This is a genomic window from Halomonas sp. SSL-5 (assembly GCF_030708455.1).
GTDB lineage: Bacteria > Pseudomonadota > Gammaproteobacteria > Pseudomonadales > Halomonadaceae > Halomonas.
In genome coordinates, this window is the sequence record NZ_JAUYWF010000005.1 from 239,554 (window position 1) to 266,268 (window position 26,715).

Below are 26,715 nucleotides of genomic sequence, written 5' to 3' on the forward strand. Positions count from 1 at the left end.
ATCCGGTGGCCGCGGGGCGCGTCAACCCCTAAAATGGTCGGCGAGTCGAAACGACCCAAACACAGAAAAGTAGATATGAAGGAAGTCGCCGTGAATCCGGTCAAGAAGACATTTCAGTACGGTCGCAGCACCGTCACCCTGGAAACCGGGCGCATCGCCCGCCAGGCCACCGGTGCCGTGATGGTCACCATGGACGATACCGTGGTGCTGTGCACCGTGGTCGCCAAGAAGGAGGCCAATCCTGCCCAGCCCTTCTTCCCGCTGGGGGTGTTCTACCAGGAGAAGACCTACGCGGTCGGCAAGATCCCCGGCGGCTTCTTCAAGCGCGAGGGGCGTCCCACCGAGAAGGAGACCCTCACCTCGCGGCTGATCGACCGTCCGATCCGGCCGCTCTTCCCCAAGGGCTTCATGAACGAGGTGCAGGTCGTCTGTACCGTGCTCTCCACCGATCGCAACCATGATCCGGATATCGCGGCGCTGCTGGGCACCTCCGCGGCCCTGGCCATCTCCGGCGTGCCCTTCAACGGCCCCATCGGGGCGGCCCGCGTCGGCTTCGACGAGGAGAAGGGCTACTTCCTCAACCCCACCGTCGAGGAGCTCGCCAGCTCCGAGCTGGACATGGTCGTCGCCGGTACCGAGAAGGCGGTACTGATGGTGGAGTCCGAGGCCGATGAGCTGCTCGAGGACGAGATGCTCGGCGCCGTGCTCTACGGCCATATGGAGATGCAGGTCGCCATCCAGGCCATCAACGAGCTGGTCGCCGAGGCCGGCAAGCCGAAGTGGGACTGGCAGGCACCGGCGGAGAACACCGCGCTCAAGGCCACCCTCGCCGAGGCCTTCGAGGCCCGCGTGGGCGAGGCCTATCGCATCACCGACAAGATGCAGCGCCAGGACGCCCTCTCCGCCCTCAAGGCCGAGGCGGTCGAGCAGCTGGCCGGAGAGGAAGACGGCAAGTTCGACAGCGACGAGGTCAAGGGCGCCTTCTCGGGCCTGGAGAAGCGCGTGGTGCGCCATCGCGTGGTCAAGGGCGAGCCGCGCATCGATGGCCGCGATCACAAGACCGTGCGCCCGCTGGATATCGAGGTCGGCGGCCTGCCCAAGACCCACGGTTCGGCGATCTTCACCCGCGGCGAGACCCAGGCCATCGTGGTGGCGACCCTGGGCACCCTGCGCGACTCCCAGCTGATCGAGTCGCTGGAGGGTGAGCGCAAGGATCGCTTCCTGCTGCACTACAACTTCCCTCCCTACAGCGTGGGCGAGGCCGGCTTCATGGGCGGCCCCAAGCGTCGCGAGATCGGCCATGGTCGCCTGGCCCGTCGCGGCGTGCAGGCGATGCTGCCCGACGAGGCGGACTTCCCCTACACCATCCGCGTGGTCTCGGAGATCACCGAGTCCAACGGCTCCAGCTCCATGGCGTCCGTGTGTGGCTCCTCGCTGGCCCTGATGGACGCCGGCGTGCCGATGAAGGCCCCGGTGGCGGGCATCGCCATGGGCCTGGTCAAGGACGCCGATGGCTTCGCGGTGCTGACCGATATCCTGGGTGACGAGGACCACCTCGGCGACATGGACTTCAAGGTGGCCGGCTCCGCCGAGGGCGTCACCGCCCTGCAGATGGACATCAAGATCGAGGGCATCAACGAGGAGATCATGGAGCAGGCGCTGCAGCAGGCGCTGGAAGCGCGTCTCGGCATCCTCGAGCAGATGAATGCGGTGATCGCCCAGAGCCGTGCCGAGGTCTCCGAGAACGCCCCCTCCATGGCCACCATCAAGATCGCCCCGGACAAGATCCGCGACGTCATCGGCAAGGGCGGCGCCACCATCCGCAAGATCTGCGAGGACACCGGCGCCTCCATCGACCTCGACGACGACGGCACCGTGCGTATCTACGCCGAGGACAAGTCGGCGGCCAAGGCGGCCATCGATACCGTGCTGGCGATCACCGCCGAGCCCGAGATCGGCAAGCTCTACCGCGGCAAGGTGGTGCGCATCGCCGACTTCGGCGCCTTCGTTAACATCATGCCCGGCACCGACGGCCTGGTGCACATCTCCCAGATCGTGCCGGAGCGGGTCAACGACGTGCGTGACTTCCTCAACGAGGGCGACGAGCCCATCGTCAAGGTGCTCGATATCGACAACCGCAACCGGGTGAAGCTCACCATCAAGGAGATCACCCCGGAAGAGAAGGCGGCGTTCGAGGCCGAAGCGGCCGCCGAGCCCGAGCTGTAAGAACCGCCTTCGGCGAGCTGAAAGCTGTAAGCCTGAAGCTGGAAGAAAAACCGCCCCCGCAGCCTGGCTGCGGGGGCGGTTCTTTATTTCTGGCTTATAGGAAGCGATGATTCATGTCGCGAGCGATGAGAGGCTGATCGCCGCCGGAGCGCAGGAACCGGAGTGTAGCTCGCTACATGAGGATTCCGATCGGACCGGCGCCCCGGCACCGCCGGCGGTCAGGGCTTTTCACAAAGAGCCGGAGCGCAGCAATGAATCAGTGTTTCCTCAGCGCTCGATGGCGAGCGCCACGCCCTGCCCACCGCCGATGCACAGGGTGGCCAGGCCCTTCTTGGCGTCCCGGGCGATCATCTCATGGACCAGGGTCACCAGGATGCGGCAGCCGGAGGCACCGATGGGGTGGCCGATGGCGATGGCGCCGCCGTTGACGTTGATCTTGCTGGCATCCCAGCCCAGCTCCTTGTTGACGGAGAGGGCCTGGGCGGCGAAGGCCTCGTTGGCCTCGACCAGGTCGAGGTCATCGAGGCTCCAGCCGGCCTTCTCGAGGCAGCGGCGGGTGGCCGGGGCCGGGCCGATGCCCATGATGCTCGGGTCGACGCCGGCATTGCTGTAGGCCTTGATGCGCGCCAGCGGCTCGAGGCCCAGGGCCTTGGCCTTCTCGGCGCTGCACAGCATCACCACGGCGGCACCATCGTTGATGGAAGAGGCGTTGCCGGCGGTGACGGAACCGTCCTTCTTGAACGCCGGGCGCATGCCGCCGAGCTTCTCGGCAGTCACGTCGCGCGGGCCCTCGTCGGTGTCGAAGACCACCGGGTCGCCCTTGCGCTGGGGGATCTCCACCGGGACGATCTGCCCCTTGAACTTGCCCTCGCGGATGGCGGCGGCGGCCTTCTGCTGGGAGCCGGCGGCAAACTCGTCCATCTCCTCGCGGGTGATGCCGTACTTCTCGGCCAGGTTCTCGGCGGTGATGCCCATGTGGTAGTTGTTGAAGGCATCCCACAGGCCGTCGTGTACCATGCTGTCCACCGCCTTCCAGTCGCCCATGCGCTGGCCGTTGCGCGAGTTGGGCAGCACGTGGGGCGAGGCGGACATGTTCTCCTGACCGCCGGCGATGACCAGCTCGGCGTCACCGCAGCGGATCGCCTGGGTGGCCAGGTGCAGCGCCTTGAGACCGGAGCCGCAGACCTTGTTGATGGTCATGGCCGGCACGGCATCGGGCAGGCCGGCCTTGATGGCCGCCTGGCGGGCGGGGTTCTGGCCGACCCCGGCGGTGAGCACCTGACCCAGCAGCACCTCGTCCACCTGGTCGCCGGCGACGCCGGTGGAGGCCAGGATATCCTTGATGACCAGGGCACCCAGGTCACTGGCGGGGATGCCGGCCAGGGAGCCTCCGAAGGAACCGACGGCGGTACGGCGGGCGGCAACGATAACCACTTCTTGCATGTGAGCACTCTCCTCGCTGGAAAGACGGACTTGCGGTCTTGTCGCGACAGCCGGACACGACCTGGCCTTTCAGCATAGGGGAGTCTTGTGCGGCGCCGCAATGTTTGCGTGGCGGCAATTGGTTGTAGGCAGGCGCTGCCCACTCGCCGCCCTCGGGCTCAGGCCATCTGGACGGGGATCGCGTGGCTGGTATGGCTGACATGGTTGCCTTCCTGGAGGTAGACCAGGGCGGGCTGATGCTGCTCCAGCTCGGTATCGCTGTAGTGGGCGTAGCTGCAGATGATCACGCGCTCACCTTCGCTGGCCAGGTGGGCGGCGGCGCCGTTGACCGAGATCACCTTCGAGCCCTCCTCGGCACGGATGGCGTAGGTGGTGAAGCGCTGGCCATTCTCGACATTGTAGATCTGGATCTGCTCGTTCTCGCGAATGCCGGCCATGTCGAGCAGCTCGCCGTCGATGGCGCAGGAGCCCTCGTAGTTGAGCACGGCGTGGGTGACGCGGGCCATGTGCAGCTTGGCCTTGAGCATGATGGTGTACATGGAAACAGGGTCCTCCAGTGGGCTGCCTCAGTGGGGCAGGGTCAGGGTCAGGTTGTCGATCAGCCGGGTGGTGCCCAGCCGGGCGGCGGCGAGCAGTACCGCCTCGCGGGTGGTGGCGGTGACCGGCCCCAGGTCGGCGGCACGCAGCTCGAGGTAGTCGGGAGCGAAGCCGGCCTCCGCGAGGCGTGTGTGGCCGTGCGCGAGGAGCGCAGGCGCCTCGCCACCGGACTCCAGGCCATCGCGCAGCTCGCACAGGGTGGCGTAGAGGCACGGGGCGATGGCGCGCTGCTCGGGGCTCAGGTAGCCGTTGCGCGAGGAGAGCGCCAGGCCATCCTCGGCGCGCACGATGGGCACGCCGACGATCTCGATGGGGAAGTGCAGGTCGGCGACCAGGCGCCGGATCACCGCCAGCTGCTGGTAGTCCTTCTCGCCGAAGCAGGCGAGGTCGGGCTGCACCAGGTTGAAGAGCATGCCGACCACCGTGGAGACGCCGTCGAAGTGGCCAGGGCGCGAGGCGCCGCACAGACCCTCGCTGACCTCGGGCACCACGATGCGGGTCTGGGCCGCGAGGCCGCGGGGATAGACGGTGGCGGTGTCGGGGGCGAACAGCAGGTCGCAGCCGGCCGCCTCGAGGCGTGCCTGGTCAGACTCCAGGGTGCGCGGGTAGGCGTCGAGGTCCTCGCCTGCGCCGAACTGCAGCGGGTTGACGAAGATGGTGGCGATCACCACCTCGGCCCGCTCGCGGGCGGCGGCGACCAGCCTCAGGTGGCCGTCGTGGAGGTTGCCCATGGTAGGCACCAGGGCGATGCGATCGCCGCGACGACGGGCGTCGCCCAGCGCCTCGCGCAGGGCGGATATCTCTCTCAGGGTTCGCATGGCAACGTTCCGGCTGGAAGCGGTAGTTAACACCGTGTTTGAAAACCGTGTTTGAAAACCGTAGTCAAAAACAGTGCTCCTCGGCGGGGAAGCGCCGCGCCTTGACGTCCTCGTGGTAGCGTCGGAAGGCACCATGGATGTCATCGGCCTCGGCCATGAAGTTCTTGACGAAGCGCGGCTTGCGCCCCGGGGTGACGTCGAGCATGTCGTGCATGACCAGTATCTGGCCGTCGGTGTCGGGTCCGGCGCCGATGCCGATCACCGGCACGTCGAGGGCCTCGCTGACGGCGCGCCCCAGGCTCGCCGGCACGCACTCGAGCAGGATCACCGAGGCGCCGGCCTCGACCAGGGTGCGGGCGTCCTCGAGGATCTGGCTGGCGCGCTCGGCATCCCGCCCCTGCACCTTGTAGCCGCCCAGCTGGTAGACGGTCTGAGGCGTCAGGCCCAGGTGGGCGCACACCGGCACGCCGCGACGGGTCAGCTCACGGATGCCGTCGGCCATCCACGCCTCGCCCTCCACCTTGACCAGCTCGGCCCCGGCACGCATCAGCTCGCCGGCGTTCTCCAGCAGGCGCTCGGTGCTGGCATTGCCCATGAAGGGCAGGTCGACCATCAGCAGGCTGGCGCCCTTGCCACGGGCCACGCAGCGGGTGTGATAGCAGATATCCTCCAGGGTGACCGGCAGGGTGCTGGCATGGCCCTGCAGGACCATGCCCAGGGAGTCGCCCACCAGCAGCACCTCGATGCCGGCATCGCTGGCGGCCCTGGCGAAGGAGGCGTCGTAGGCGGTCAGGGAGCTGAAGGTGTCACCGGCGCGCTTGTAGGCCTGCAGCGTGCTCAGGGTGATGGGTTTCATGGCGTGCTCTCTCGTTTGTGACGTCGGGTCGCGGCGCGGCGTGCCGGCCCGTGTAACCCGCGATTGTTACCCGAATGGCCGCGTTGTGTCGATGGGTAACACTTGTCGGCCGTTGCCGACGCTGGGTAACACCCGCAGTGTCGCTTCGTCGGCGTGCGCGGCGTCCAGGTCGGCCAGCCGCCGGCCATCGGGCAGCCGCGTCCGCGGAGCCACCGCCAGCAGCGGCACCAGCACGAAGGCGCGCCGGGTCATCTCCGGGTGCGGCACCGTCAGCCGCGGCAGGCACAGGCGGCTGTCATCGAACAGTAGCAGATCCAGGTCGAGGGTGCGGGGCCCCCAGCGGCGCGCTCGCACGCGGCGGTGACGCTGCTCCAGGGCCTGTAGCTGGTCGAGCAGGGCCAGCGGCGAGAGACGGGTCTCCAGGCAGGCCACGGCATTGATGAAGTCGGGTTGATCCCGGGGGCCGACGGGGCGGCTGGCATACAGCCTTGATGCGGCGATGCGCCGCGTCAGCGGCAGCCGGTCGAGCGCCTCGAGGGCCGTCTCGACCTGTCGCCGGGGGTCGGCGAGGTTGCTGCCCAGGCCGACCCAGGCGCGGTGCGCGCTCATGCCTCGGGGCTGCCGCCACCGTTGTCGCGGCGGGGCTTGCGCCGGCGGCGCCGTTTCTTGCGGCCGGGCTTGCCGCTGCCGGCGGGATTGGCGCCGGCCTTGTCGAGCAGGCGGGCCTGTTCGTGCTCGTCGGCCTTCTGGAAGGCGGTCCACCAGTCGCCGAGCCCGGGGGTGAGCTCGCCGGCCGCTTCGCGCAGCAGCAGCAGGTCATAGGCGGCGCGGAAGCGCGGATGCTCGCGGGTCTGGAACACCCGGCGACCGCGGCGCAGCGGCAGGCGCTGCTGGAGGTCCCAGATGTCGCGCATGGGCAGGCTGAAGCGCTTGGGGATCGACACGTGCTGGAGCTGGCGCGAGATCACCAGCTGGGAGGCGGCCTGCAGGGCGGGGATCGGCGGCAGGCCATTGGCCTCCTGCTCGGCCTGGCGCTGCACCACCGGCCCCCACAGCATGGCGGCGAACAGGAAGGCCGGGGTCACCGGGCGCTCCTCCTGGATGCGGCGGTCGGTGCTGGCCAGCGCCTCCTCGACCAGGCGCTCGGCCCAGGGCAGCTCGTCCATGGCCTCGGATGCCTCGGGGAAGAGCATCTCGAACAGGCCGTAGTGGCGCAGCAGGCGGAACGTCTCGACGCCGTGACCGGCCATGAACAGCTTGAGCACCTCGTCGAAGAGCCGCGCCGGGGGGATCTGCAGCATCAAGGGGGCGAGCTCGCGGATCGGGGCCTCGCTGGACGGGGCCAGCTGGAAGTCGAGCTTGCCCGCAAAGCGCACGGCGCGCAGCATGCGCACCGGATCCTCGCGGTAGCGGGTCGCCGGGTCACCGATCAGTCGCAGGGTGCGGGCCTCGATGTCGCGAACGCCGTTGGCGAAGTCGTGGATCGAGAAGTCGGCGATGCTGTAATAGAGGGCGTTGATGGTGAAGTCGCGGCGCAGGGCGTCTTCCTGGATGTTGCCCCAGACGTTGTCGCGCAGCAGCAGGCCGTCGTCGGACTGCTGGGAGATATGGTCGGCGTGGTCATCGTTGGGCTTGCCACGGAAGGTGGTGACCTCGATCACCTCGCGGCCGAAGCGCACGTGGACGATGCGGAAGCGGCGGCCGATGATCCGCGAGTTGCGGAACAGCCCCTTCACCTCCTCCGGCGTGGCGTCGGTGGCCACATCGAAGTCCTTGGGCATGCGCCCCAGCAGGGAGTCACGGATGCAGCCGCCGACCAGGTACGCCTCGAAGCCGGCGTTGTGCAGCCGATAGAGGACCTTGAGGGCGGCATCGCTGAAGTGCTGGCGCGATACCGGATGCTCCTGGCGGGGAATGACGCGAACTTCGGGCACGCCGGCGGCGGCCTCGGTGCCGAACAGCGACTTCAGGCTCTCGCCGGGGCTCTGCAGAAAACGGGTAAATCCTTTGAACATGCGGCGATTTCGACTCGCAAGGCGGAGAAAGCTCGTGGAAAGCGTGTAAAAGCGTGAGTGTAGCGGACCCCCGTAAGCTTGCATAGCGCCGGTGACGGGGCCAGGTGGCCACACGTAGAAGGGGGAGGCCGATGGCCTCCCCCTCAAAGCAACGATGCAGCGTCCCTGCTGCTTGATTCTTCTTCGTGATGGCACATCGCCTTGAATACGCACCGCAGTCACCAAGGAGTTCAGGCAAGCAGTGTTGTTATCCTTGTTGGCGCTCCCGGGGGTAACCGCCTCGTATTCAAAACAATAATCCAACCACGACGGCAGTGAATCTGCCTTCCCCCGGCGTCTTGGTGTTGTTTCCGGGGGTGCGCCTCGCGTGCCCGTTGTTCTTGTTGTGGGCGTGGCTGGCGCGTCGCGTCCTGAGTCTTCCGGTGCCTCGGGCTGCTGTTGTTGTTCGGGCCGAGGGGCCGGGCACGTCAATCCATTGTTCTTGTTGGTTTCGTGCCGCTAGCGGCACTGGCCCACATCGCCTGGAATTGTTCTTGGCAAGGCGGTCGTGGGCCAGTGTCATCCGGGCTGCGCTGTTGTTGTTGTGGCGGGCAGCGGATGACGACGGAAGTTGTTTTTCTTGTCCTGTTATATAGCAGGCGACATGCCAGGCTTTGTTTTTTCTATTTTATTCAGCTAGTTGCATTGGTGGGTGGGCAGGGCATCGCCGGGTGGAGGGGTGAGTGTTACCCGGATGGCACCGTATTGGGGCCCTGTCTGTGTGGGACGGTAACAAATGGTGCGTGGCCGGCCCGACACGTGGGGCGAGGGCCCGGCGGGCGGCCGAGGGAGGGGGCTTGCACCTTGGTCTAAGGCGCCCCGCTTCGAGTACGCCCTGGCCGGGCGAAGGGTGGTCTCGGCCTGGTCAGCAGGGGGGCAGGAATCAGTCGGCCTTGCGGCGAGGGCTCTTCTTGCGGGGGATGCCGAGGCGCTGGCGCCGCTCCCAGAGCGACTTGCGGCTGATGCCGAGCTTCTGGGCCAGCTCGGTCTCGCTCATATGGTCCTGATGCTCCAGCACGAAGTGCTGGAAGTAGTCCTCCAGGGAGAGGTCATCCTCGGGCGCGCTCCCCTCCTTGTCGTCGGCGGGCGCCTCCGGGGAGGGGGGCGGGCGCCGCGCCACCGCCGGGGCCCCGCCGGCCGCGGTGAGACCCAGGTCGTCGGGGTGGATCAGGTGGCCCTCGGCGAGGATCACGCCGCGCTCAAGGGCGTTCTCCAGCTCGCGCACATTGCCCGGCCAGGGATAGTGGCGGATCTCCTCGCGGGCCGCCCGGGAGAGGCGCAGCCCCTCGCGCTCATGGCGCCGACAGGCCTTCTCCAGCAGGGTGTCGGCGATCAGCAGCACGTCGTCCTCGCGCTCGCGCAGGGGCGGCAGGTCGATCTGCATGACGTTGAGACGATAGTAGAGGTCGAGGCGGAACTCGCCGGTCTTCGACAGCGCCTGGAGGTCGCGGTGGGTGGCGGCGATCAGGCGCACGTCGACGTGGCGTGTCTCCACCGAGCCGATCTTGCGGATCTCGCCCTCCTGGAGCACGCGCAGCAGCCGTGCCTGGGCGTCCAGGGGCAGTTCGCCGATCTCATCGAGGAACAGGGTGCCGCCGTCGGCGGCCTCCACCAGGCCGGTGCGTGCCGCACTGGCCCCAGTGAAGGCGCCCTTCTCGTGGCCGAACAGCTCCGACTCGATCAGCGTCTCGGGAATTGCCGCGCAGTTGACGCAGATTAGCGGCGCCTGGTCGCGCTTGCTCTGCTGGTGCAGGGCGCGGGCCACCAGCTCCTTGCCGGTGCCGGACTCGCCCTGGATCAGCACGGTGACATCGGCCGGGGCGGTCTTGCGGATCCGCGCGTAGACCCGCTGCATCGCCTCGCAGTGGCCGATCATCGGCCGTGCCTGGCCATCGGGCGCCGCGACGTCGGGGGGCTCGGCGCCCAGGCTGCCCTGCTGGTGGAGCACCCGGGCCACGGTCTCGAGCAGCTCGTCGTGGTCGAAGGGCTTGGCCACGTAATCCACGGCGCCCAGCTTGAGGGCGTCCACGGCGGAGCGCATGCTGGCATAGCTGGTCATGATCAACACCGGCACCGGGGCGGCGCGGGCGATCAGTTCGGTGCCGGGCTCGCCCGGCAGGCGCAGATCGCTGATCACCAGGTCGAAGCGCTGCGGATCCAGGGCCATGGCATCGGCGACCGATCCGGCCTCGTCGACCCGATAGTCGTGGCGCTCGAGCAGCCGGCGCAGTGCGCTGCGGATGATGGCTTCATCTTCTACGATCAGGATCCGGCTCATCGGGGTGTCTCACCCTCCTTCTGGTGGCGCGGCAGCCACAGACTGATGCGGGTGCCACGCTCGCTTCCCGGTGGTGGCGACTCGACTTCCAGGCTGCCGTGGTGCTCGGCGACGATGCTGTAGACCAGCGGCAGGCCGAGACCGGTGCCTTCGCCGGGGGGCTTGGTGGTGGTGAAGGGCTCGAAGAGGTGGTCGCGCATGCTCGGGTCGATGCCGGCCCCCTCATCGGTGACGCTGATCCTCAACCCCGAGCCCTCGGGGACGGCCTCGATGGTCACGCCATCCCCGGGGCCGCTGGCGTCGCGGGCGTTGCCCAGCAGGTTGACCATCACCTGCAGCAGGCGCTGGGCGTCGCCCTCGACGCGCTCCGCCGCCGGGCAGCGATTGTCGAAGCGGACATCCTCCCTCGAGCGGGCGAGATGGATCAAGTGAATGGCCTCGTCGACCACCTCGGCGATGCCCACCGGGGCGAGCTCGCGGCCGGCCAGGTGACGCCCGCCATGGGCGAAGCCCACCAGCGAGGAGACGATGCGCGAGACGCGATCGGTGAGCTGCTGGATCTGCTCGGTGGTCTCCAGCACCTCGGGGTCGTCGGTCTCGTAGCGCAGGTTCTGGGCCAGCGACGAGATGCCGGTGATGGGGTTGCCGATCTCGTGGGCCACGCCGGCGGCCAGTTGACCGATGGAGGCCAGGCGGGCGGCGTGGACCAGCTCGTCCTCCAGCCACTTCATCTCGCTGTGATCCTCGACCAGGATCACCATGCCGCCGGGGTCGCTGTCGCTGCCCTCCAGGGCGGCCTTGTGCAGGCTCAGGTAGCGGGTGGTACCGCCCAGGGTGACCGGCTGCTTGTAGAGGTGACTGTCGGGCGCGGCGATGCTGCGCCCCAGCAGCTCGCCCCAGGGGGCGGGCAGGCTCTCGCGCCGCGAGCCGATCACGCTGGCGCCCTCGATGCCCGAGAGCCGGGCCAGGGCATCGTTCCACATCAGCAGCTCTCCATCCTCGCCGAAGGCGCACAGCCCTACCGGCAGCCGGGTCAGGGTGCGGCGGTGGTAGCGGCGCAGGCCGTCGAGCTCACGGGCCAGCCCGGTGAGCCGCGAGCGGTAGGCCTCCAGGCGGCTCTCCACGAAGTGGATGTCCTCGGTGGCGCCGGGGCCGTCCTGGCGGTAGGGCAGGTAGCGGTCGACGATATCCTGGGCCACCGAGGGGCCCATCAGCCCCGAGAGGTTGGCCTGCAGGCGGTCGCGCAGCCGACGCAGAACATAGGGGCGGCCATCCTGCGGCGACAGCCCCAGGTCGTCCAGGGCGTGATCCACCTCGCGTGCCGCCACCGATTCGCCCAGGGCATGGGCCAGGGACGCCTTGAACGCCTCGCCGTTGGCGGCCTCCAGCGGCAGGCGCTTGGGGCGGATCACCGCGTCCACCGAGCAGGCCTCGGCGGCGGCGCGCTCTCCCTCGGAGGTCCGAGTCGCCAGGGAGACCACGATCAGGACCAGGGCGTTGCTCGCCAGTGAGACCAGGGTCACCGTGTACCAGGTGGGCTCGCCGGCCAGCGCCTCGCCCCCGGGAGGGATCAGCACCAGGGCGGGTAGCCCGGTGAGCAGCGGCAGCCACAGCCCCACGAGCCACACCAGGATGCCGCTGGCCAGCCCGGCCAGCATGCCTCGCCGGTTGGCACCCGGCCAGTAGAGCAGGGCCAGCAGGCCGGGCAGGCACTGCGCCATGCCGACGAAGGCGGCCAGCCCCAGGCTGGTCAGGTCATGGTGCACGCCGACGATGCGGTAGAACAGCCAGCCGCCGAGTACCACGGCGGTGACCAGGCCGCGGCGCAGCCAGCGCAGCCAGCGGTAGAGGTCGTGGTGGGCCTCGGGAGGATGCGCCACCAGGAAGACGTGATTGACCAGCATGCCCGACAGCGCCAGGGCGATCAGCAGCGTGGTGGCGCTGGTGGCGGCCAGGCCGGCGAGGAAGGCCAGGGCCTGGAGCCCCACCGATTCGGAGAGGCCGAACGCCAGGTAGGCGGTACCCAGGGGAGCATCGGCGCCCAGGCGCTGACCCGCCCACAGGATCAGCGGGACCGGCAGCGCCATCAGCAGCAGGAACAGCGGCAGCGCCCAGCTGGCCTGCAGCAGGGTGTGGCGCGAGCGGGTCTCGGCGAACACCAGATGGAAGATGTGGGGCATCAGCAGGCCGGCGAAGAACAGCAGCAGCAGCGAGCGCCAGTGGGCCGGGTCGGTCTGCACCACGCTGGCCTGGAAGGCCTGGCCCGGACCCTCGAGCCAGGCCTGGACATCGGCGGGGCCATCGAACACCGCGAACAGGGCGAAGCCCCCGAGGCCGAGCATGGCGGACAGCTTGATCAGCGAGGAGAGCGCCATCACCGCCAGCAGGCTATCGTGTCGGCCATCAATGCGCCGCCGGCCCACGAAGGTCATGTCGAACAGCGCCAGCAGCACGCAGAAGACCAGTGCCAGCGTGGCCGGCGAGGCGGCGCCGGTCATCAGGTAGATGGCGTTGCCCATGGTCTGCACCTGCAGCGCCAGCAGCGGCAGCACCGCCAGCAGGCTGACCAGGGTGATCAGGGTGCCGACCCAGCGCGAGCGGTAGCGAAAGGCGAAGAGGTCGGCCAGGGAGGCCAGCTGATGGGTGCGCACCAGGCGCTGGATCGGTACCAGCAGCACCGGCGCCAGCAGGAAGGCACCGGCCACGCCCAGGTAGTAGGTCAGGTAGCCGTAGCCGGAGGTGGCGGCCAGCTCCAGGCTGCCATAGATCGCCCAGGCACTGGCATAGACCCCCAGCGCCAGGGCGTAGACCAGCGGGTGGCGGGTGATCCGCGTGGAGATCCAACCGCGATCCACGGCCAGGGCGCAGAGCCAGAGCAGCAACAGGAAGCCGCCCCCCACGCCGAGCATGCCGGCCAGGCTAGCGTTCATCGAGCTTCCTCTTCTGCTCCAGCCACAGGGTCAGGGCGATCAGTACCCCCCAGATGACGAAGGGCCGGTACCAGGCGACGCCGGGCGTGGCCCAGCCGCTCATGATCAGCGGCGAGAGCAGGTAGCCGCCGAGTACCAGGAACAGCATCAGCCGATAGACGTACATGGTGCCTCCCTCTCTTTCACCGCGTTACCCCGGCGAGTCGGTGAGCGGACGTTCGGCCAGCGGGCGGATGCGTGCCACCGACCAGGCCTCCACGGCCCAGGCGAGCTGCTCGGCCACCGGGGCGGTGGCCAGGGCTTCCGGCGGGGCCTGGTCCAGCGCCGCCAGGGCGGCGTGGAGCAGCGGGCGCACCGCGGCATCGTCGGTGGGCAGGGGCGGTGCCAGGTTCTGCTTGGAGAGCTTCTGACCGCCGTCGCCGGTGATCAGCGGCAGGTGCAGGTAGCGCGGCTCGGGAAGGCCCAGGGCGTGCTGCAGCTGGCGCTGCCAAGGAGTGTTGTCGAGCAGGTCGAAGCCGCGCACCACGTCGCCGATGCCCTGGTCGGCGTCGTCCACCACCACGGCGAGCTGATAGGCCCACAGGCCATCCTTGCGCTTGAGCACCACGTCGCCGAGCTCGGCCGGGTCGAAGCGCTGTTCGCCGAACAGGCGATCCTGCCATATCACTGGGCGCAACCCCAGGTCGCTGCGCAGCCGCCAGGCCACCGGCTTGTCGGGCTCGCACACGCCGTCGCGGCACCAGCCGGGGTAGACCGGATGGTCGCGCCACTGCCTGCGTGAGCAGCTGCAGGGGTAGGCGAGGCCCAGCCCGGCCAGCCGCTCGAGGGCGGCCTGGTAGGCGTCGCCGCGATTGTGCTGCCAGAGCACCGGGCCGTCCCAGTGCAGGCCGAAGGCCGTGAGCTGGCGCAGGATCGCGTCGGCGGCGCCGGCCGGGCAGCGCGGCGGATCGATGTCCTCGATGCGCAGCAGCCACTCGCCGCCGGCGCGGCGGGCATCCAGGAAGCTGGCCAGGGCCGCCACCAGCGAGCCGAAGTGCAGCGGCCCGGAGGGGGTGGGGGCGAAGCGTCCGCGGTAGTGGCTCATGGATGACCCAGGCGTCGGGTGTCCGACATGCCAACGGGCACCCTGAGGTGCCCGTTGCGGGGGGAGAGTCGGGGCATCGACATGCCTGGCTCAGCCGCCCAGCTGCTTTTCCTTGAGCTCGGCCAGCGTCTTGCAGTCGACGCACAGGGTGGCCGTGGGCCGGGCCTCCAGCCGGCGAATGCCGATCTCGACGCCGCAGGCCTCGCAGAAGCCGTAATCGTCCTCGTCGATCTTGTCGAGGGTCTCGTTGATCTTCTTGAGCAGCTTGCGCTCGCGATCTCGGGTACGCAGCTCCAGGCTGAAGCCCTCCTCCTGGGTGGCGCGGTCGGCCGGGTCGGCGTAGTTGTTCGCCTCTTCCTGCAGGTGGCGCACGGTGCGGTCGACCTCTTCCATGAGTTCCTGCTTCCAGCCCAGCAGGATCTGACGGAAGTGCTCCAGCTGCGTCTCGTTCATGTACTCCTCACCCGCCGCCGGCTCGTAGGGGGTGAACTTCTTGGGCGCTTCCATTTTCTTGTCGGCTACTGGCATGGGACTGCCTCGTTACTTGAGTGACTGCTGATCAATACCCGCCGCGATGCAAGGTATCTCACGCCAAAGGCCTGCTTGTTTAGCCGATAATCCCGGGCTTTGCAAGCTTACCCCCGCCTGTGGCTGCGTTCTTGCCACCAAAGTCGCTACACTGGCAGCTTGTTGACCTTAACGCTTTGACCGCGCTGAGGAGTTCAGGCTCCCGGTGCCCTAAATCCGTTTCCGAGGAGTTCGACCATGGCGTGGAGCCCGCGTATCGATCGTATCGCCCCCTTCCGGGTGATGAGCCTGCTGGAAACCGCCCAGGCCCGCGAGGCGGCCGGCCATGACGTGATCCATCTGGAGGTGGGCGAGCCGGACTTCGCGACTCCCGAGCCGGTGGTCGCCGCCGGCCAGGCGGCGCTGGCCGCGGGGCATACCCGCTACACGCCAGCGGCGGGGCTGCCGGCGCTGCGTGAGGCGATCGCCGGCCACTACGCCGAGCATTTCGGCGCCGAGGTCGATCCGCGTCGCATCCTGGTCACCCCCGGCGCCTCCGGGGCGCTGCTGCTGGCCAGCCAGCTGCTGGCGGGCCCCGGTGACCGGGTGCTGATGGCCGACCCCAACTACCCCTGCAACCGCCACTTCATGGCCCTGGCCGGGGCCGAGGTGGATGCCGTGCCGGTGGGGCCGGCGAGCGGCTGGCAGCTGGATGCCGAGCTGGTCGCAGCGCACTGGCACGACGCCACCCGCCTGGCGATGCTCGCCACGCCCTCCAACCCCACCGGCCATATGCTGGATGCGAGTCGGCTGTCGGCGGTGGCCGAGACGGTGGCGGCGCGGGGCGGCCACCTGCTGGTGGACGAGATCTACCAGGGGCTCTGCTATGACCTCGAGCCACTCTCGGTGGCGTCGATCACGCCGGACGCCTTCGTGGTCAACAGCTTCTCCAAGTATTTCGGCATGACCGGCTGGCGCCTGGGCTGGCTGCTGGCGCCGGAAGCGGCGGTGGAGCCGCTGACGCGGCTGGCCCAGAACGTCTTCCTGGCCGCCCCCACCCCGGCCCAGCACGCCGCCCTGGCCGCCTTCACCCCGCAGGCCCGGGAGATCCTCGAGGGGCGTCGGGCCGAGCTGGGCCGGCGCCGCGATGCCCTGCTGACCGGGCTGGCGCGACTCGGCCTGGCGCCCTCGCTGCCGCCCCAGGGCGCCTTCTACCTGTGGCTCGACATCTCGCGCTACAGCGATGACAGCCAGGCCTTCTGCCGGCGCCTGCTGGAGGAGGAGAACGTCGCCATCACCCCGGGGATCGACTTCGCCCTGCAGGGCGGTGAGCGGCACGTGCGCATCGCCTTCACCACCGGGGTCGCGCGCCTGGAGGAGGCGGTGAGCCGCCTCGAGCGCTTCCTGGCGCGCCAATAGGAGGGAGCGGGCATGAACTATCCCGAGCTGATCCCCGGCACGTTGCTGCGGCGCTACAAGCGCTTCCTGGCCGATGTGCGCCTCGACGATGGCCGCGAGGTGGTGGCCCACTGCCCCAATACCGGCTCCATGCGGGCGGTGAACGTGCCGGGCTGCCGGGTGTGGCTGTCGCCCAGCGACGACCCGAAACGCAAGCTGGCCTGGACCTGGGAGCTGATCGAGCTGCCTCAGCCCGACGGCCGCCTGGCCATGGCCTCGGTACAGACCGGTCGCGCCAACCGCATCGTCGAGGAGGCGCTGCGCGCCGGCCGGGTGCCGTCGTTGACCGGCTATGCCGAGCTGCGGCGCGAGGCGCCGGTGGCCCGTGCGGGCGAGAAGGCCTCCCGACTCGACTTTCGCCTCGACGACCCCGCGCGCGGCACGGCCTTCGTGGAGGTCAAGCAGGTGACGCTCAGGGAGCCCGATGGGCACGGCTACTTCCCCGACGCGGTGAGCGAGCGCGGCAGGAAGCATCTGGAGGTGCTGATGGCACTGGCAGCGGCAGGGCAGCGTGCGGTGTTGCTGTTCTGCGTGGCCCACGAGGGCATCGCCGACGTGGCGCCGGCCGAGCACCTGGATCCCGCCTATGCCCGGGCGCTGCGCGAGGCAGCAACACGCGGTGTGGAGGTGCTGGCGCAGCGCTGCGAGGTCCTGCGCGTGGGGGCGCGGCCGGTGGCGATCCGCCTGGGCGAGGTGCTGCCGGTGGCGCTGGAGCGGCGCTTCACCGCGTGAGGCGTGCCCGCCTGACGGGCAAGCCTAGCGGTCGATATAGAAGCGCTGGATGAAGTTCACCCGGGCCGGCGCGGCGTTGCGGTCGTAGTAGACCTCCAGCGCGAAGCGCATCGGCTCGTCGGCGTCGATGCGGAACACCGCCACCTGGGAGGGGGTGTCGCCGATGCGCAGGGTGCGAAAGCTCAGCGGGCTGCCGTCGTCATCCTCGGCCACACCGCCGACCCGGCCATCGACTCTGGCGGGCACGCTGCGGGTGGTGCCGTCTTCGCGCTCCTCGAGCACGCTGACGTTGAGCAGTGCCATCGCCGGGCTGCGCTGGATCTGGTGTTCGCGAGCCACCGCCTCGGGCAGGAAGCTGGTGCTCACCGCGCTGTAGTGGATCTGGACGTCGCCCACCTGCTCGAACTGCTGGGCGGCGGCCTGGCCTGCCAGCAGCGTCAATGCGCCCGTCAGCAGGGCGCTCAGGATGCCTCGCTTCATCGTCTTCTCCTTCGTTCAGCCGCGGGTGACCCGGAAGATCGCGATCTCGCCGAACAGGTTGGGCCACAGCCGCGAGGTCCAGTGCCCCTCGTGATCGCCGATGCCCACCGCCCGGTCGACGATGATCAGACCCTTGTCGCGGCAGAGTTGTTCAAAGTCGTTGAAGGTCGACAGATGGATGTTGGGGGTGTCGTACCAGGCGTGGGGCAGCGACTTGGAGACCGGCATGTAACCGCGGATGCCCAGGTGGACCCGATGCCGCCAGTAGGCGAAGTTGGGAAAGGTGATGATCGCCTCGCCGGCGACGCGCAACATCTCGTCGAGGGCGCGGTCGGGGCGGCGCAGGGCCTGCAGGGCCTGGGTCATCACCACCAGGTCACAGGCGCCATCCTCGAAGTTGGCCAGCCCGTCGTCGAGGTTCTGCTCGATGACATTGACGCCGCGGGCGATGCAGGCGGTGATGCCGTCGGGGTCGATCTCCAGGCCGTAGCCGGTGACCCCCTTGTCGCGGGCCAGGGCGGCGAGCAGGGTGCCGTCGCCGCAGGCCAGGTCGAGGATATGGGCGCCGGCCGGCACCCACTCGTGGATCCGCTTGAAGTCCGGGCGGTTCATGGGCGTTCCTCCAGGCCCAGGTCCCGGGCGACCCGCGACATGAAGGCGGCAAACACCGCCTGGTAGCGAGGCTCGGGCATCAGGAAGGCGTCGTGGCCGTGGCTCGAGTCGATGTTGACATAGCTGACCGACTTGCCGGCGCGGATGAGGGCGTCGACCAGTTCCCGGGAGCGCGAGGGCGGGAAGCGCCAGTCGGTGGTGAAGCTGGCCACAAGGAAGGGGCACTGCGCCGGCGCCAGGGCGCGGGCCAGGTCGCCGCCATGGATGGAGGCCGGGTCGAAGTAGTCCAGCGCCTTGGTCATCAGCAGGTAGGTGTTGGCGTCGAAGGAGGTGGAGAAGGTGTCGCCCTGGTAGCGCAGGTAGGACTCCACCTGGAACTCCACGTCGAAGCCGAAGTTGAGGTCGTTGCTGCGCAGGTCGCGGCCGAACTTGTGGCCCATGGCGTCCTCGGAGAGGTAGGTGATATGCCCCACCATGCGCGCCAGCTTGAGCCCCCGCCGGGGGATGGCGTCGTGTTCGGCGTACCAGCCGTCGTGGAACTCGGAGTCGGAGCGGATGGCCTGGCGCGCCACCTCGTTGAAGGCGATGTTCTGGGCCGAGAGCTTGGGGGTGGCGGCGATCACCGCGGCGCTGGCGACCCGCTCCGGGTAGCTCAGGGTCCACTGCAGCGCCTGCATGCCGCCCAGGCTGCCGCCGATCACCGCGGCGAAGCGCTCGATCCCCAGGCGGTCGGCCAGGCGCGCCTGGCTGTGGACCCAGTCGCCCACGGTCATCATCGGGAACTCCGGGCCCCACAGGCGCCCGGTCTGCGGGTTGACGCTGGCCGGGCCGGTGCTGCCATGGCAGCCGCCGAGGTTGTTGAGCGAGACCACGAAGAAGCGCTCGGTGTCGATGGACTTGCCGGGGCCGATATGGGCGTCCCACCAGCCCGGCTTGCGCTCCTCGGCGGTGTGGTAGCCGGCGGCATGGTGGTGGCCCGAGAGGGCATGGCAGATCAGCACGGCGTTGGAGCGCTCGGCGTTGAGGGTGCCGTAGGTCTCGTAGACGAGGTCGTAGGCCGGCAGCGTCATGCCGCAGGCCAGGTCCAGGGGGTCGTCGAAGTGCGCCGTCTGGGGCGTCACCAGGCCGACCGAGTCGCGTGCGATCTCGGGCATCAGTCCTTCCGTGTCCAGTCGTTGCGGGGGGCTTCGCCGCTGTCGTCAGAGCCCCACCAGGGCCCCGGCGATCCCGGCGGCGCGGGTCAGCGAGGCCACCACGATACCATCGATCAGGCTGATGGCGATGAAGACGACGATCGGCGAGAGGTCGATCATGCCCAGCGGCGGGATCACCTTGCGCACCGGTGCCATGATCGGCTCCAGCAGCTGCATGACCAGCAGCGCCCCCGGATGGCTGGCGTTGGGCGCCACCCAGCTGAGGATGATCATCACGATCAGGGCGAAGAAGTAGATCTTGAGGATGGCGTTGGCCAGCGCCGCCACGGCGCCGATGGCGACTCCCGCGATGGATGGCATGCCGAAACCGGCGATCTGCAGGATGATCACGATGCTGACCGCCTTGATCACCAGGCCGGTGGCCAGGGTGGCCAGGTCGAAGCGGCCCATCACCGGCCCCAGGAAGCCCTGGAAGGGGCGCACCGCCGGCTGGGTGACCTTGACCACCGACTGGCTGATGGGATTGAAGTAGTCGGCCCGTGATGCCTGCAGCAGGAAGCGCAGCATCAGCAGGAAGAGATAGATATTGATCAGGGTGTTGACCAGCATCAGGCCGGCGCTGCCCAGTTGGCTGCCCATAAGGGCCCTCCTCAGGATTCGCTTGAAGTTGCGGAGCGCGGGGTTGCGCTATCGCTCAGTTCTTGCCGAGTTCGTCGGCCATCTCGCGGGCACGCGCCGCACAGGCCTCCATGGCCTCGGCCAGGGCGGTGCGCAGCCCGGCCTGCTCGAGGTGCTCGATGGCCCGCTCGGTGGTGCCACCGGGGGACATCACGTTGCGCTTGAGCTCGGCCGGTGACCTGTCGCTGGCCATGGCCATCTTCGCCGCCCCGAAGGCGGTCTGCATGGCCAGGCGGCGCGCGGTGTCGGCGGGCAGCCCCAGGTTGGCGCCGGCCTCCTCCATGGCCTCGAACATCAGGAAGAAGTAGGCGGGCGCGCTGCCGGAGACGGCGGTGACGGCCTCCAGCAGGCCCTCGTCGTCGACCCACTCCACCAGCCCCACGGCCTCCATCAGCTCGCTGGCCAGGCGCCGTTGTGCCTCGTCGACGTTGGCATTGGCGTAGAGCCCGGCGGCGCCGGCGCCGACCAGCGAGGGAGTGTTGGGCATGCAGCGCACCAGCGGCAGGTCGCCGCCCAGCCAGCGCTCCAGGGTCTCGGCGGGCAGGCCGGCGGCCACCGAGACGATCAGCGGCCGGCGGGCCTGGACGGCGTCGCGCATGTCCTCGCACACCTGACGCATGATCTGCGGCTTGACCGCCAGTACCACCACGTCGGCCTCGGCCACCGCCGCCGCGTTGTCGGTACTGGTATGGATGCCTAGCCGCTCGCGCAGCGGGGCCAGCATGCTGTCATCGGGGGAGGTGGCGGTGATGGCATCGGCGGCGAAGCCGCTATCGATCATGCCGCCGATGATGGCGCCGGCCATGTTGCCGGCGCCGATGAAGGTGACTCGGTTTGCCATGGGGATGTCCTGTGTCACTCGCTTGAGGCGGCCGCCGCTGGCGGCCGCGGCGTTGGGTCACTCGTGTCGCTGTCTTGCTCCGAAGATGGCGGTGCCCAGGCGTACCAGGGTGGCACCCTCCAGCACGGCGGCCTCCAGGTCGTCGCTCATGCCCATGGAGAGGGTGTCCAGCGGTGCCTCGGGGAAGCGCTCGCGAAGCCCCTCGAGGGCCTGGCGCAGCCGGCCGAGGGGCACGCGCTGGGCGTTCAGCTCCCTGGCCGGGGCGGGGATCGCCATCAGCCCGCGCAGGCGCAGCCGCGGCATGGCCAGCACCGCCTCGGCCAGCGCCGGCAGCGCGTCGAGGCTCGCCCCGGACTTCGACGCCTCCTCGCTGATATTGACCTGCAGGCAGACCTCCAGGGGCGGCAGCGCCTCGGGGCGTTGATCGTTGAGACGCCGGGCGATCTTCTCGCGGTCTACGCTATGTACCCAGGCGAAGTGCTCGGCCACGTCGCGGGTCTTGTTGGATTGCAGCGGGCCGATGAAATGCCACACGATGCCCTCCAGGTCGGCCAGCGCCTCCTGCTTGTCCAGCGCCTCCTGGAGGTAGTTCTCGCCGAAGTCGCGCTGGCCCAGGTGCCACGCCTCGCGAATCATCTCGGCGGGCTTGGTCTTGCTCACCGCCAGCAGGCGCGCATCGGCCGCCGGGCGGCCGGCACGGCTCAGGGCATCGGCCAGGCGCTGTCGGGCGGCGGCGAGGGATTCGGAGAGCACCGGCTCCGTCATGTCTCAAGCTCTGTCATACTGGATCTCACAAGACGCACCACCATCGGGAACAGGGAAAACGCATGGATATTACCGAACTGCTGGCGTTCTCGGCAAAGCAGAAGGCCTCCGACCTCCATCTCTCGGCGGGCCTGCCGCCGATGATTCGCGTGGATGGCGACATCCGCCGGCTCAACGTGCCGGCCATGGAGGATCGTGAGGTTCGCAAGCTGATCTACGACATCATGGCGGATCGCCAGCGCCGCGACTACGAGGAGTTCTTCGAGACCGACTTCTCCTTCGAGGTGCCGGGTATCTCGCGCTTCCGTGTCAACGCCTTCAACCAGGCCCGCGGTGCGGGGGCGGTGTTCCGTACCATCCCCACCGAGGTGCTGACCCTCGAGGACCTGGGGATGGGGCAGACCTTCCGCCAGCTCTCCATGCTGCCGCGTGGGCTGGTGCTGGTCACCGGCCCCACCGGCTCGGGCAAGAGCACCACCCTGGCGGCGATGATCGATTACATCAACGACAACCGCTACGAGCATATCCTGACCATCGAGGATCCGGTGGAGTTCGTCCACCGCAGCAAGCGCTGCCTGGTCAACCAGCGCGAGGTACACCGCGATACCCATGGTTTCGCCCCGGCGCTGCGCAGCGCCTTGCGTGAGGACCCGGACATCATCCTGGTCGGCGAGCTGCGTGACCTGGAGACCATCCGCCTGGCGCTCACCGCGGCCGAGACCGGCCACCTGGTGTTCGGCACCCTGCACACCACCTCCGCGGCCAAGACCATCGACCGGATCATCGACGTCTTCCCCGGCGACGAGAAGTCGATGGTGCGCTCGATGCTCTCGGAGTCGCTGCAGGCGGTGGTCTCCCAGACCCTGCTCAAGCGCATGGGCGGCGGTCGGGTGGCGGCCCATGAGATCCTGGTCGCCACGGCGGCGGTGCGTAACCTGATTCGCGAGGACAAGGTGGCGCAGATCTACTCGGCCATCCAGACCGGTGGCAACCTGGGCATGCAGACTCTGGATGCCGCCCTTGCCAAGCTGGTAACGGACAATGTGGTGGCTCGTGACGAGGCCCAGGCCAAGGCCAAGGGCATGATCTGAGCGAGTCAGGGCGAGACAGAACAACACTACAGGCAGAGGGAGCAGGGAGATGACGGCTCAAGAGTGGCTCAACCAGCTGCTGGATATCATGGTGCAGAAGGACGCCTCGGATCTGTTGATCTCGGTGGGGGCGCCGCCGACCATCAAGATGGCGGGCAGGCTCACCCCCATGGGCGAGCAGGGGCTCAGCATTCAACAGGTCAACGAACTGGTCAACGCCACCATTCCGGAGGTGGCGATGGCGCGCTTCGAGGCCGAGCACGAGGCCAACTTCGCGCTCAGCCTCAAGGGCAAGGGGCGCTTCCGTGTCAGCGCCTTCCAGCAGCGCAACCAGAAGGCCATGGTGATCCGGCGTATCGGCTTCGAGATTCCCCACCTGGAGGAGCTGTCGCTGCCCTCCACGCTCGGTGACCTGGCCAACAACAAGCGCGGCCTGGTGTTCGTGGTAGGCGGTACCGGCACCGGCAAGTCGACCACCCTGGCGTCGATGATCCAGCAGCGCAACGAGACACTAGGCGGCCATATCATCAGCGTCGAGGATCCCATCGAGTACGTGCATCCGCACAAGAAGGCGATCATCAACCAGCGCGAGGTGGGCATCGATACCGAGTCCTTCGAGGTGGCGCTGAAGAACACCCTGCGCCAGGCGCCGGACGTGATCCTGATCGGCGAGGTGCGTACCCGCGAGACCATGGAGCACGCCCTGACCTTCGCCGAGACCGGTCACCTCTGCCTGGCCACGCTGCACGCCAACAACGCCAACCAGGCCCTGGATCGCATCATCAACTTCTTCCCCATCGAGCGGCACGCCCAGGTGTGGCTCGACCTGTCCCTCAACCTGCGTGCCATCGTCGCCCAGCAGCTGCTGCCCACGCTGGATGGCGGGCGCTGCCCGGCCATCGAGATCATGCTCAAGTCGCCGCTGATCGGGGACCTGGTGCGCAAGGGGGAGGTCTCCGAGATCAAGAACGTCATGTCGCGCTCGCGGGATCTCGGCATGCAGACCTTCGACCAGGCCCTCTATGACCTGTTCAAGGCGGGCAAGATCTCCGAGGAGGTGGCGCTGGTGCACGCCGACTCGGCCAACGACCTGCGCATGATGATCAAGTATGGCGGCGGGGAAGGTAGCGAGGGGATCGGCCAGGCCAAGGAGGCCGCCAGTCAGCTTTCACTGAAGCGTGACGACGACTTCTGAACCGTTGGGCGATCAGGCGGCGTAGACCCCGCCCAGTACCCGGGGGCCGGCGGCACCGGTGACGCTGGGCAGGTTGCCCGGGAGTCCGGCCAGTCGTCGCCAGGCCAGCCAGGCGAAGGCGCCGGCCTCCAGCCAGTCGGCCGGCCAGTCCCACTCGGCGCTGTCGCCTAGTGTCGCCTCGGGCAGGCGGCGAGCCAGTCGCCCCAGCAGGTCGCGATTGTGGGCGCCGCCGCCACAGGGAATCAGCCGCGCCGGTGGCGGGGCATCGAACCGCTCCCGGGCCATCTCCACCGCCAGGGCGACGCTCGCCGCGGTCAGCTCGGCGAGGGTCGCCTGCACGTCCTCGGGACGCTCCTGCCCGCTCAGCCGCGCCGCCAGCCAGTCGAGATGGAAGAGCTCGCGTCCGGTGCTGCGCGGTGGTGGAAGATGGAAGAAGGGCTCCTCCAGCAGGCGGGCCAGCAGCGTCTCATCGACCCGGCCCGAGGCGGCCCAGGCGCCATCGGCATCGAAGGCACCGCCGCGGTGGCGTGCGTGCCAGGCGTCCAGCAGGGCGTTGGCCGGTCCCGAGTCGAAACCCAGCGGCGCGCGTTCGTCTCCGTCGGGAGGCAGCAGCGTCAGGTTGGCGAAGCCGCCCAGGTTGAGCACCAGCCGCCACTCGTGGGGGGCCCGGAACAGCGCCTCATGGAAGGCCGGCGCCAGCGGGGCCGCCTGGCCACCCGCCGCCAGGTCGCGACGCCGGAAGTCGGCCACGACGGCGATCCCGGTGAGTTCGGCCAGTCGGCTGGGGTTGTCGAGCTGCAGGGTATAGGCGGGCCCGCTGGCATGGCCCCCATCCGCATGGCCATAGGGCGCGTGCTCGATGGTCTGGCCATGGCTGCCGATGGCCGCCACCGCCTCGCGCGGCGTTCCGCTGGCGGTCAGCAGTGCGGCCACGGCCTCTGCCTGGAGCCGGCAGAAGGCCTCCTCGGCCGCCGCCAGTTCGGCGAAGCTGGCGCGATGGGCGTGGCAGAGCTCCCAGAGCAGCGTGCGCAGCGTTGCCGGCATCGGCTCGGCGTGGCTGGCGAGCAGGCGGGGGTGGTCCCCGGCTGGCCCGTCATCGATCTCCACCAGGGCGGCATCGATGCCGTCCAGGCTGGTGCCGGACATCAGGCCGATATAAAGAGGCATGGCGGTCTCCCGGGGCAGTGTGGCGTCAGCGCGAAGCGTCGACTCATGCTACCATCCTGCCCCATTCGATGGCCCCGACGGGGCCGGGCAACCTGATACGTGGAGTAGGAGACGATGAGCGATGTGGCGAGCGCGCTGGCGCTGCTGAAGCGGGGAACCCAGGAGATCCTGCTGGAAGAGGAGCTGGTCAAGAAGCTGGAGTCCGGGCGCAAGCTGCGCATCAAGGCAGGCTTCGACCCTACCGCCCCCGACCTGCACCTGGGCCACAGCGTGTTGCTGACCAAGATGCGCCAGTTCCAGGATCTGGGGCATGAGATCGTCTTCCTGATCGGCGACTTCACCGGCCGCATCGGCGACCCCACCGGCAAGAACGTCACCCGCAAGCCCCTCACCGAGGAGGAGGTCAAGGCCAACGCCCAGACCTACAAGGAGCAGGTGTTCAAGATCCTCGACCCCAAGAAGACCGAGGTGCGCTTCAACTCCGAGTGGTTCACCGCCATGAGCGCCGCCGACATGATCGAGCTGGCCGGTCAGAGCACCGTGGCTCGCATGCTCGAGCGTGACGACTTCGAGAAGCGCTACAAGGGCGGTCAGTCGATATCCATCCACGAGTTCCTCTATCCGCTGGTCCAGGGCTACGACTCCGTGGCCCTGGAGGCGGATATCGAGCTGGGCGGCACCGACCAGAAGTTCAACCTGCTGATGGGGCGCGAGATCCAGAAGCACTTCGGCATGGAGCCCCAGGTGGTGATCACCATGCCGTTGCTCGAGGGGCTCGACGGCGTGCAGAAGATGTCCAAGTCGCTGGACAACTACGTGGGCGTCGACGAGGCGCCGGGGGCGATGTTCAACAAGCTGGTCTCGATGCCCGACAGCCTGATGTGGCGCTACTTCGAGTTGCTCTCCCTCAAGCCCAACGAGGAGATCGAGGCGCTCAAGCGCGATGTGGAGGCAGGTGCCAACCCGCGCGACATCAAGATGGTGCTGGCCCGTGAGCTGATCGGTCGCTACCACGGCGAGGAAGCGGCGGCCAATGCCCACCGCTCCGCCGGCAACCAGCTGGCCGAGGGCGAGCTCCCCGAGGACCTCCCGGAGATCGAGGTGGACTTCGAGGGCGGCGCCCAGGCGCCCATCGCCGCCGTGCTCAACCGCGCCGGGCTGACGAAGAACAGTGCCCAGGCCAAGGACATGCTCGGCAATGGCCGGGTCAAGGTGGATGGCGACGTCGTCCAGCGCGACCATATGCTGAATACCGGCCACAGCTATGTGATCCAGGCGGGCAAGAAGCGCTACGCTCGGGTCGTGCTCAAGTAGGGAGTGTCATGCTCCCGAAACTTTTTATCCGAAGGTATTGCGCGCCGCCGGGGAAAGCCGTAAAGTACGCATCCGCTGCCGGCGACGGGCAAACGTTGCAGGCGGTGGAAATGGCAGAAGTGATTGTTCTGCATGGAATATTTTTGAAACGGGTCGAATCGCTTCGAAACATTCCGATTGACAATCACGGCATGTTCGGTAGAATATGCGCCACGCTTTCGCAGCCACCTCGGTGAGGTGGGGCGGTCAGCAGTCACGGCAAGCACGCTTCGCCAGACACCGCTTGACACCGCCGAGCGAAACGGTAGAATACGCCTTCCTCGCAGGGCGCTGACGACACGGAGTTCGCTCCGGCCGGCAGCAAGCGAGACGCTTCACTCGACAGAGTTCGAAGCCGCTCTTTAACAATCGATCAGGTAATTCATGTGGGCGCTT

The 26,715-nt window shown here is 68.5% G+C and carries 24 protein-coding genes; 6 read left to right on the forward strand and 18 right to left on the reverse strand.

The annotated features are described in order from the left end of the window. The first annotated feature begins 75 nt into the window (after positions 1 to 75). A complete protein-coding gene (pnp, locus tag RAN53_RS08035; RefSeq protein WP_414842967.1) occupies positions 76 to 2,226 on the forward strand; it encodes a polyribonucleotide nucleotidyltransferase in 2,151 nt (716 codons plus the stop codon). Positions 2,227 to 2,493: 267 nt separating this feature from the next. Here the strand turns inward: pnp and RAN53_RS08040 are convergent, their stop codons facing one another. The 11 genes from RAN53_RS08040 to dksA all read right to left on the reverse strand — a co-directional run bounded on the left by RAN53_RS08040 (position 2,494) and on the right by dksA (position 14,814). Continuing rightward, on the reverse strand, positions 2,494 to 3,669 hold the full coding sequence (locus tag RAN53_RS08040; RefSeq protein WP_305796293.1) for an acetyl-CoA C-acetyltransferase: 1,176 nt from the start codon (positions 3,667 to 3,669) through the stop codon (positions 2,494 to 2,496). Positions 3,670 to 3,827: 158 nt separating this feature from the next. Next, a complete protein-coding gene (panD, locus tag RAN53_RS08045; RefSeq protein ID WP_305796294.1) occupies positions 3,828 to 4,208 on the reverse strand; it encodes an aspartate 1-decarboxylase in 381 nt (126 codons plus the stop codon). Positions 4,209 to 4,235: 27 nt separating this feature from the next. Further along, positions 4,236 to 5,084 carry a pantoate--beta-alanine ligase gene (gene panC, locus RAN53_RS08050; protein WP_305796295.1) on the reverse strand — a complete coding sequence of 283 codons (849 nt, stop codon included), beginning with the start codon at positions 5,082 to 5,084 and terminating at the stop codon, positions 4,236 to 4,238. A gap of 64 nt (positions 5,085 to 5,148) precedes the next feature. Further along, positions 5,149 to 5,940, reverse strand: coding sequence for a 3-methyl-2-oxobutanoate hydroxymethyltransferase (gene panB, locus RAN53_RS08055; protein WP_305796296.1), 792 nt, complete (start codon positions 5,938 to 5,940; stop codon positions 5,149 to 5,151). 66 nt (positions 5,941 to 6,006) lie between these two features. Next, entirely contained in the window at positions 6,007 to 6,549 is a 543-nt protein-coding gene (folK, locus tag RAN53_RS08060) for a 2-amino-4-hydroxy-6-hydroxymethyldihydropteridine diphosphokinase (protein WP_305796297.1), read from the reverse strand. Continuing rightward, entirely contained in the window at positions 6,546 to 7,955 is a 1,410-nt protein-coding gene (gene pcnB, locus RAN53_RS08065) for a polynucleotide adenylyltransferase PcnB (RefSeq protein ID WP_305796298.1), read from the reverse strand. The genes folK and pcnB overlap by 4 nt, the downstream gene beginning before the upstream one ends. Before the next feature lie 922 nt (positions 7,956 to 8,877). Further along, a complete protein-coding gene (locus tag RAN53_RS08070) occupies positions 8,878 to 10,272 on the reverse strand; it encodes a sigma-54-dependent transcriptional regulator (RefSeq protein WP_305796299.1) in 1,395 nt (464 codons plus the stop codon). Next, positions 10,269 to 13,202 (reverse strand): ATP-binding protein, encoded by a 2,934-nt coding sequence (locus RAN53_RS08075; RefSeq protein WP_305796300.1) that lies wholly within the window; start codon positions 13,200 to 13,202, stop codon positions 10,269 to 10,271. Before RAN53_RS08075 ends, RAN53_RS08070 begins: the two co-directional genes overlap by 4 nt. After that, positions 13,192 to 13,368 (reverse strand): hypothetical protein, encoded by a 177-nt coding sequence (locus RAN53_RS08080; RefSeq protein WP_305796301.1) that lies wholly within the window; start codon positions 13,366 to 13,368, stop codon positions 13,192 to 13,194. Before RAN53_RS08080 ends, RAN53_RS08075 begins: the two co-directional genes overlap by 11 nt. Before the next feature lie 24 nt (positions 13,369 to 13,392). After that, positions 13,393 to 14,286: a tRNA glutamyl-Q(34) synthetase GluQRS gene (gene gluQRS, locus RAN53_RS08085; RefSeq protein WP_305796302.1), complete on the reverse strand. Its 894-nt coding sequence runs from the start codon at positions 14,284 to 14,286 to the stop codon at positions 13,393 to 13,395. Positions 14,287 to 14,376: 90 nt separating this feature from the next. After that, positions 14,377 to 14,814, reverse strand: a complete 438-nt coding sequence (dksA, locus tag RAN53_RS08090; protein WP_305796303.1) for an RNA polymerase-binding protein DksA — start codon at positions 14,812 to 14,814, stop codon at positions 14,377 to 14,379. A gap of 237 nt (positions 14,815 to 15,051) precedes the next feature. On the opposite strand from dksA, the gene RAN53_RS08095 reads away from it, so the two are divergent. Both RAN53_RS08095 and sfsA read left to right on the forward strand, forming a co-directional pair. Continuing rightward, positions 15,052 to 16,212: a pyridoxal phosphate-dependent aminotransferase gene (locus RAN53_RS08095; protein WP_305796304.1), complete on the forward strand. Its 1,161-nt coding sequence runs from the start codon at positions 15,052 to 15,054 to the stop codon at positions 16,210 to 16,212. 12 nt (positions 16,213 to 16,224) lie between these two features. Next, on the forward strand, positions 16,225 to 16,983 hold the full coding sequence (gene sfsA, locus RAN53_RS08100; RefSeq protein ID WP_305796305.1) for a DNA/RNA nuclease SfsA: 759 nt from the start codon (positions 16,225 to 16,227) through the stop codon (positions 16,981 to 16,983). A 24-nt stretch (positions 16,984 to 17,007) separates the two neighbouring features. Here the strand turns inward: sfsA and RAN53_RS08105 are convergent, their stop codons facing one another. Genes RAN53_RS08105 through RAN53_RS08130 form a run of 6 tightly spaced genes read right to left on the reverse strand, consistent with a single transcriptional unit; the run spans position 17,008 to position 21,513 of the window. Then, positions 17,008 to 17,463 (reverse strand): DUF4426 domain-containing protein, encoded by a 456-nt coding sequence (locus RAN53_RS08105; protein ID WP_305796306.1) that lies wholly within the window; start codon positions 17,461 to 17,463, stop codon positions 17,008 to 17,010. Between the two features lie 15 nt (positions 17,464 to 17,478). Further along, on the reverse strand, positions 17,479 to 18,075 hold the full coding sequence (gene metW, locus RAN53_RS08110) for a methionine biosynthesis protein MetW (protein ID WP_305796307.1): 597 nt from the start codon (positions 18,073 to 18,075) through the stop codon (positions 17,479 to 17,481). After that, entirely contained in the window at positions 18,072 to 19,229 is a 1,158-nt protein-coding gene (metX, locus tag RAN53_RS08115) for a homoserine O-succinyltransferase MetX (protein WP_305796308.1), read from the reverse strand. Before metX ends, metW begins: the two co-directional genes overlap by 4 nt. Before the next feature lie 45 nt (positions 19,230 to 19,274). Next, entirely contained in the window at positions 19,275 to 19,868 is a 594-nt protein-coding gene (locus RAN53_RS08120) for a YggT family protein (RefSeq protein ID WP_305796309.1), read from the reverse strand. Positions 19,869 to 19,923: 55 nt separating this feature from the next. Next, entirely contained in the window at positions 19,924 to 20,748 is an 825-nt protein-coding gene (gene proC, locus RAN53_RS08125; RefSeq protein ID WP_305796310.1) for a pyrroline-5-carboxylate reductase, read from the reverse strand. A gap of 57 nt (positions 20,749 to 20,805) precedes the next feature. Continuing rightward, complete coding sequence (locus tag RAN53_RS08130; protein WP_305796311.1) at positions 20,806 to 21,513, reverse strand: YggS family pyridoxal phosphate-dependent enzyme; 708 nt, start codon at positions 21,511 to 21,513, stop codon at positions 20,806 to 20,808. A gap of 62 nt (positions 21,514 to 21,575) precedes the next feature. Between RAN53_RS08130 and RAN53_RS08135 the strand changes: the two genes are divergently transcribed. Then, positions 21,576 to 22,604 carry a type IV pilus twitching motility protein PilT gene (locus RAN53_RS08135; RefSeq protein ID WP_305796312.1) on the forward strand — a complete coding sequence of 343 codons (1,029 nt, stop codon included), beginning with the start codon at positions 21,576 to 21,578 and terminating at the stop codon, positions 22,602 to 22,604. A 49-nt stretch (positions 22,605 to 22,653) separates the two neighbouring features. After that, positions 22,654 to 23,799 (forward strand): PilT/PilU family type 4a pilus ATPase, encoded by a 1,146-nt coding sequence (locus RAN53_RS08140; protein ID WP_305796313.1) that lies wholly within the window; start codon positions 22,654 to 22,656, stop codon positions 23,797 to 23,799. A gap of 12 nt (positions 23,800 to 23,811) precedes the next feature. On the opposite strand, the gene RAN53_RS08145 is transcribed toward RAN53_RS08140, so the two are convergent. Further along, entirely contained in the window at positions 23,812 to 24,966 is a 1,155-nt protein-coding gene (locus tag RAN53_RS08145; RefSeq protein WP_305796314.1) for an anhydro-N-acetylmuramic acid kinase, read from the reverse strand. Between the two features lie 114 nt (positions 24,967 to 25,080). Between RAN53_RS08145 and tyrS the strand changes: the two genes are divergently transcribed. Further along, positions 25,081 to 26,280, forward strand: coding sequence for a tyrosine--tRNA ligase (gene tyrS, locus RAN53_RS08150; protein WP_305796315.1), 1,200 nt, complete (start codon positions 25,081 to 25,083; stop codon positions 26,278 to 26,280). Positions 26,281 to 26,715: the final 435 nt, after the last annotated feature.

Coding starts and splice junctions, on each gene's coding strand:
- gluQRS (WP_305796302.1), bottom strand. CDS start 14,286: ATGAGCCACTACCGCGGACGCTTCGCCCCCACCCCCTCCGGGCCGCTG.
- tyrS (WP_305796315.1), top strand. CDS start 25,081: ATGAGCGATGTGGCGAGCGCGCTGGCGCTGCTGAAGCGGGGAACCCAG.
- RAN53_RS08070 (WP_305796299.1), bottom strand. CDS start 10,272: ATGAGCCGGATCCTGATCGTAGAAGATGAAGCCATCATCCGCAGCGCA.
- RAN53_RS08145 (WP_305796314.1), bottom strand. CDS start 24,966: ATGCCTCTTTATATCGGCCTGATGTCCGGCACCAGCCTGGACGGCATC.
- RAN53_RS08080 (WP_305796301.1), bottom strand. CDS start 13,368: ATGTACGTCTATCGGCTGATGCTGTTCCTGGTACTCGGCGGCTACCTG.
- RAN53_RS08130 (WP_305796311.1), bottom strand. CDS start 21,513: ATGACGGAGCCGGTGCTCTCCGAATCCCTCGCCGCCGCCCGACAGCGC.
- metW (WP_305796307.1), bottom strand. CDS start 18,075: ATGAACCGCCCGGACTTCAAGCGGATCCACGAGTGGGTGCCGGCCGGC.
- proC (WP_305796310.1), bottom strand. CDS start 20,748: ATGGCAAACCGAGTCACCTTCATCGGCGCCGGCAACATGGCCGGCGCC.
- panB (WP_305796296.1), bottom strand. CDS start 5,940: ATGAAACCCATCACCCTGAGCACGCTGCAGGCCTACAAGCGCGCCGGT.
- RAN53_RS08140 (WP_305796313.1), top strand. CDS start 22,654: ATGACGGCTCAAGAGTGGCTCAACCAGCTGCTGGATATCATGGTGCAG.
- dksA (WP_305796303.1), bottom strand. CDS start 14,814: ATGCCAGTAGCCGACAAGAAAATGGAAGCGCCCAAGAAGTTCACCCCC.
- RAN53_RS08095 (WP_305796304.1), top strand. CDS start 15,052: ATGGCGTGGAGCCCGCGTATCGATCGTATCGCCCCCTTCCGGGTGATG.
- pnp (WP_414842967.1), top strand. CDS start 76: ATGAAGGAAGTCGCCGTGAATCCGGTCAAGAAGACATTTCAGTACGGT.
- RAN53_RS08105 (WP_305796306.1), bottom strand. CDS start 17,463: ATGAAGCGAGGCATCCTGAGCGCCCTGCTGACGGGCGCATTGACGCTG.
- RAN53_RS08120 (WP_305796309.1), bottom strand. CDS start 19,868: ATGGGCAGCCAACTGGGCAGCGCCGGCCTGATGCTGGTCAACACCCTG.
- metX (WP_305796308.1), bottom strand. CDS start 19,229: ATGCCCGAGATCGCACGCGACTCGGTCGGCCTGGTGACGCCCCAGACG.
- panD (WP_305796294.1), bottom strand. CDS start 4,208: ATGTACACCATCATGCTCAAGGCCAAGCTGCACATGGCCCGCGTCACC.
- pcnB (WP_305796298.1), bottom strand. CDS start 7,955: ATGTTCAAAGGATTTACCCGTTTTCTGCAGAGCCCCGGCGAGAGCCTG.
- panC (WP_305796295.1), bottom strand. CDS start 5,084: ATGCGAACCCTGAGAGAGATATCCGCCCTGCGCGAGGCGCTGGGCGAC.
- RAN53_RS08075 (WP_305796300.1), bottom strand. CDS start 13,202: ATGAACGCTAGCCTGGCCGGCATGCTCGGCGTGGGGGGCGGCTTCCTG.
- sfsA (WP_305796305.1), top strand. CDS start 16,225: ATGAACTATCCCGAGCTGATCCCCGGCACGTTGCTGCGGCGCTACAAG.
- RAN53_RS08040 (WP_305796293.1), bottom strand. CDS start 3,669: ATGCAAGAAGTGGTTATCGTTGCCGCCCGCCGTACCGCCGTCGGTTCC.
- RAN53_RS08135 (WP_305796312.1), top strand. CDS start 21,576: ATGGATATTACCGAACTGCTGGCGTTCTCGGCAAAGCAGAAGGCCTCC.
- folK (WP_305796297.1), bottom strand. CDS start 6,549: ATGAGCGCGCACCGCGCCTGGGTCGGCCTGGGCAGCAACCTCGCCGAC.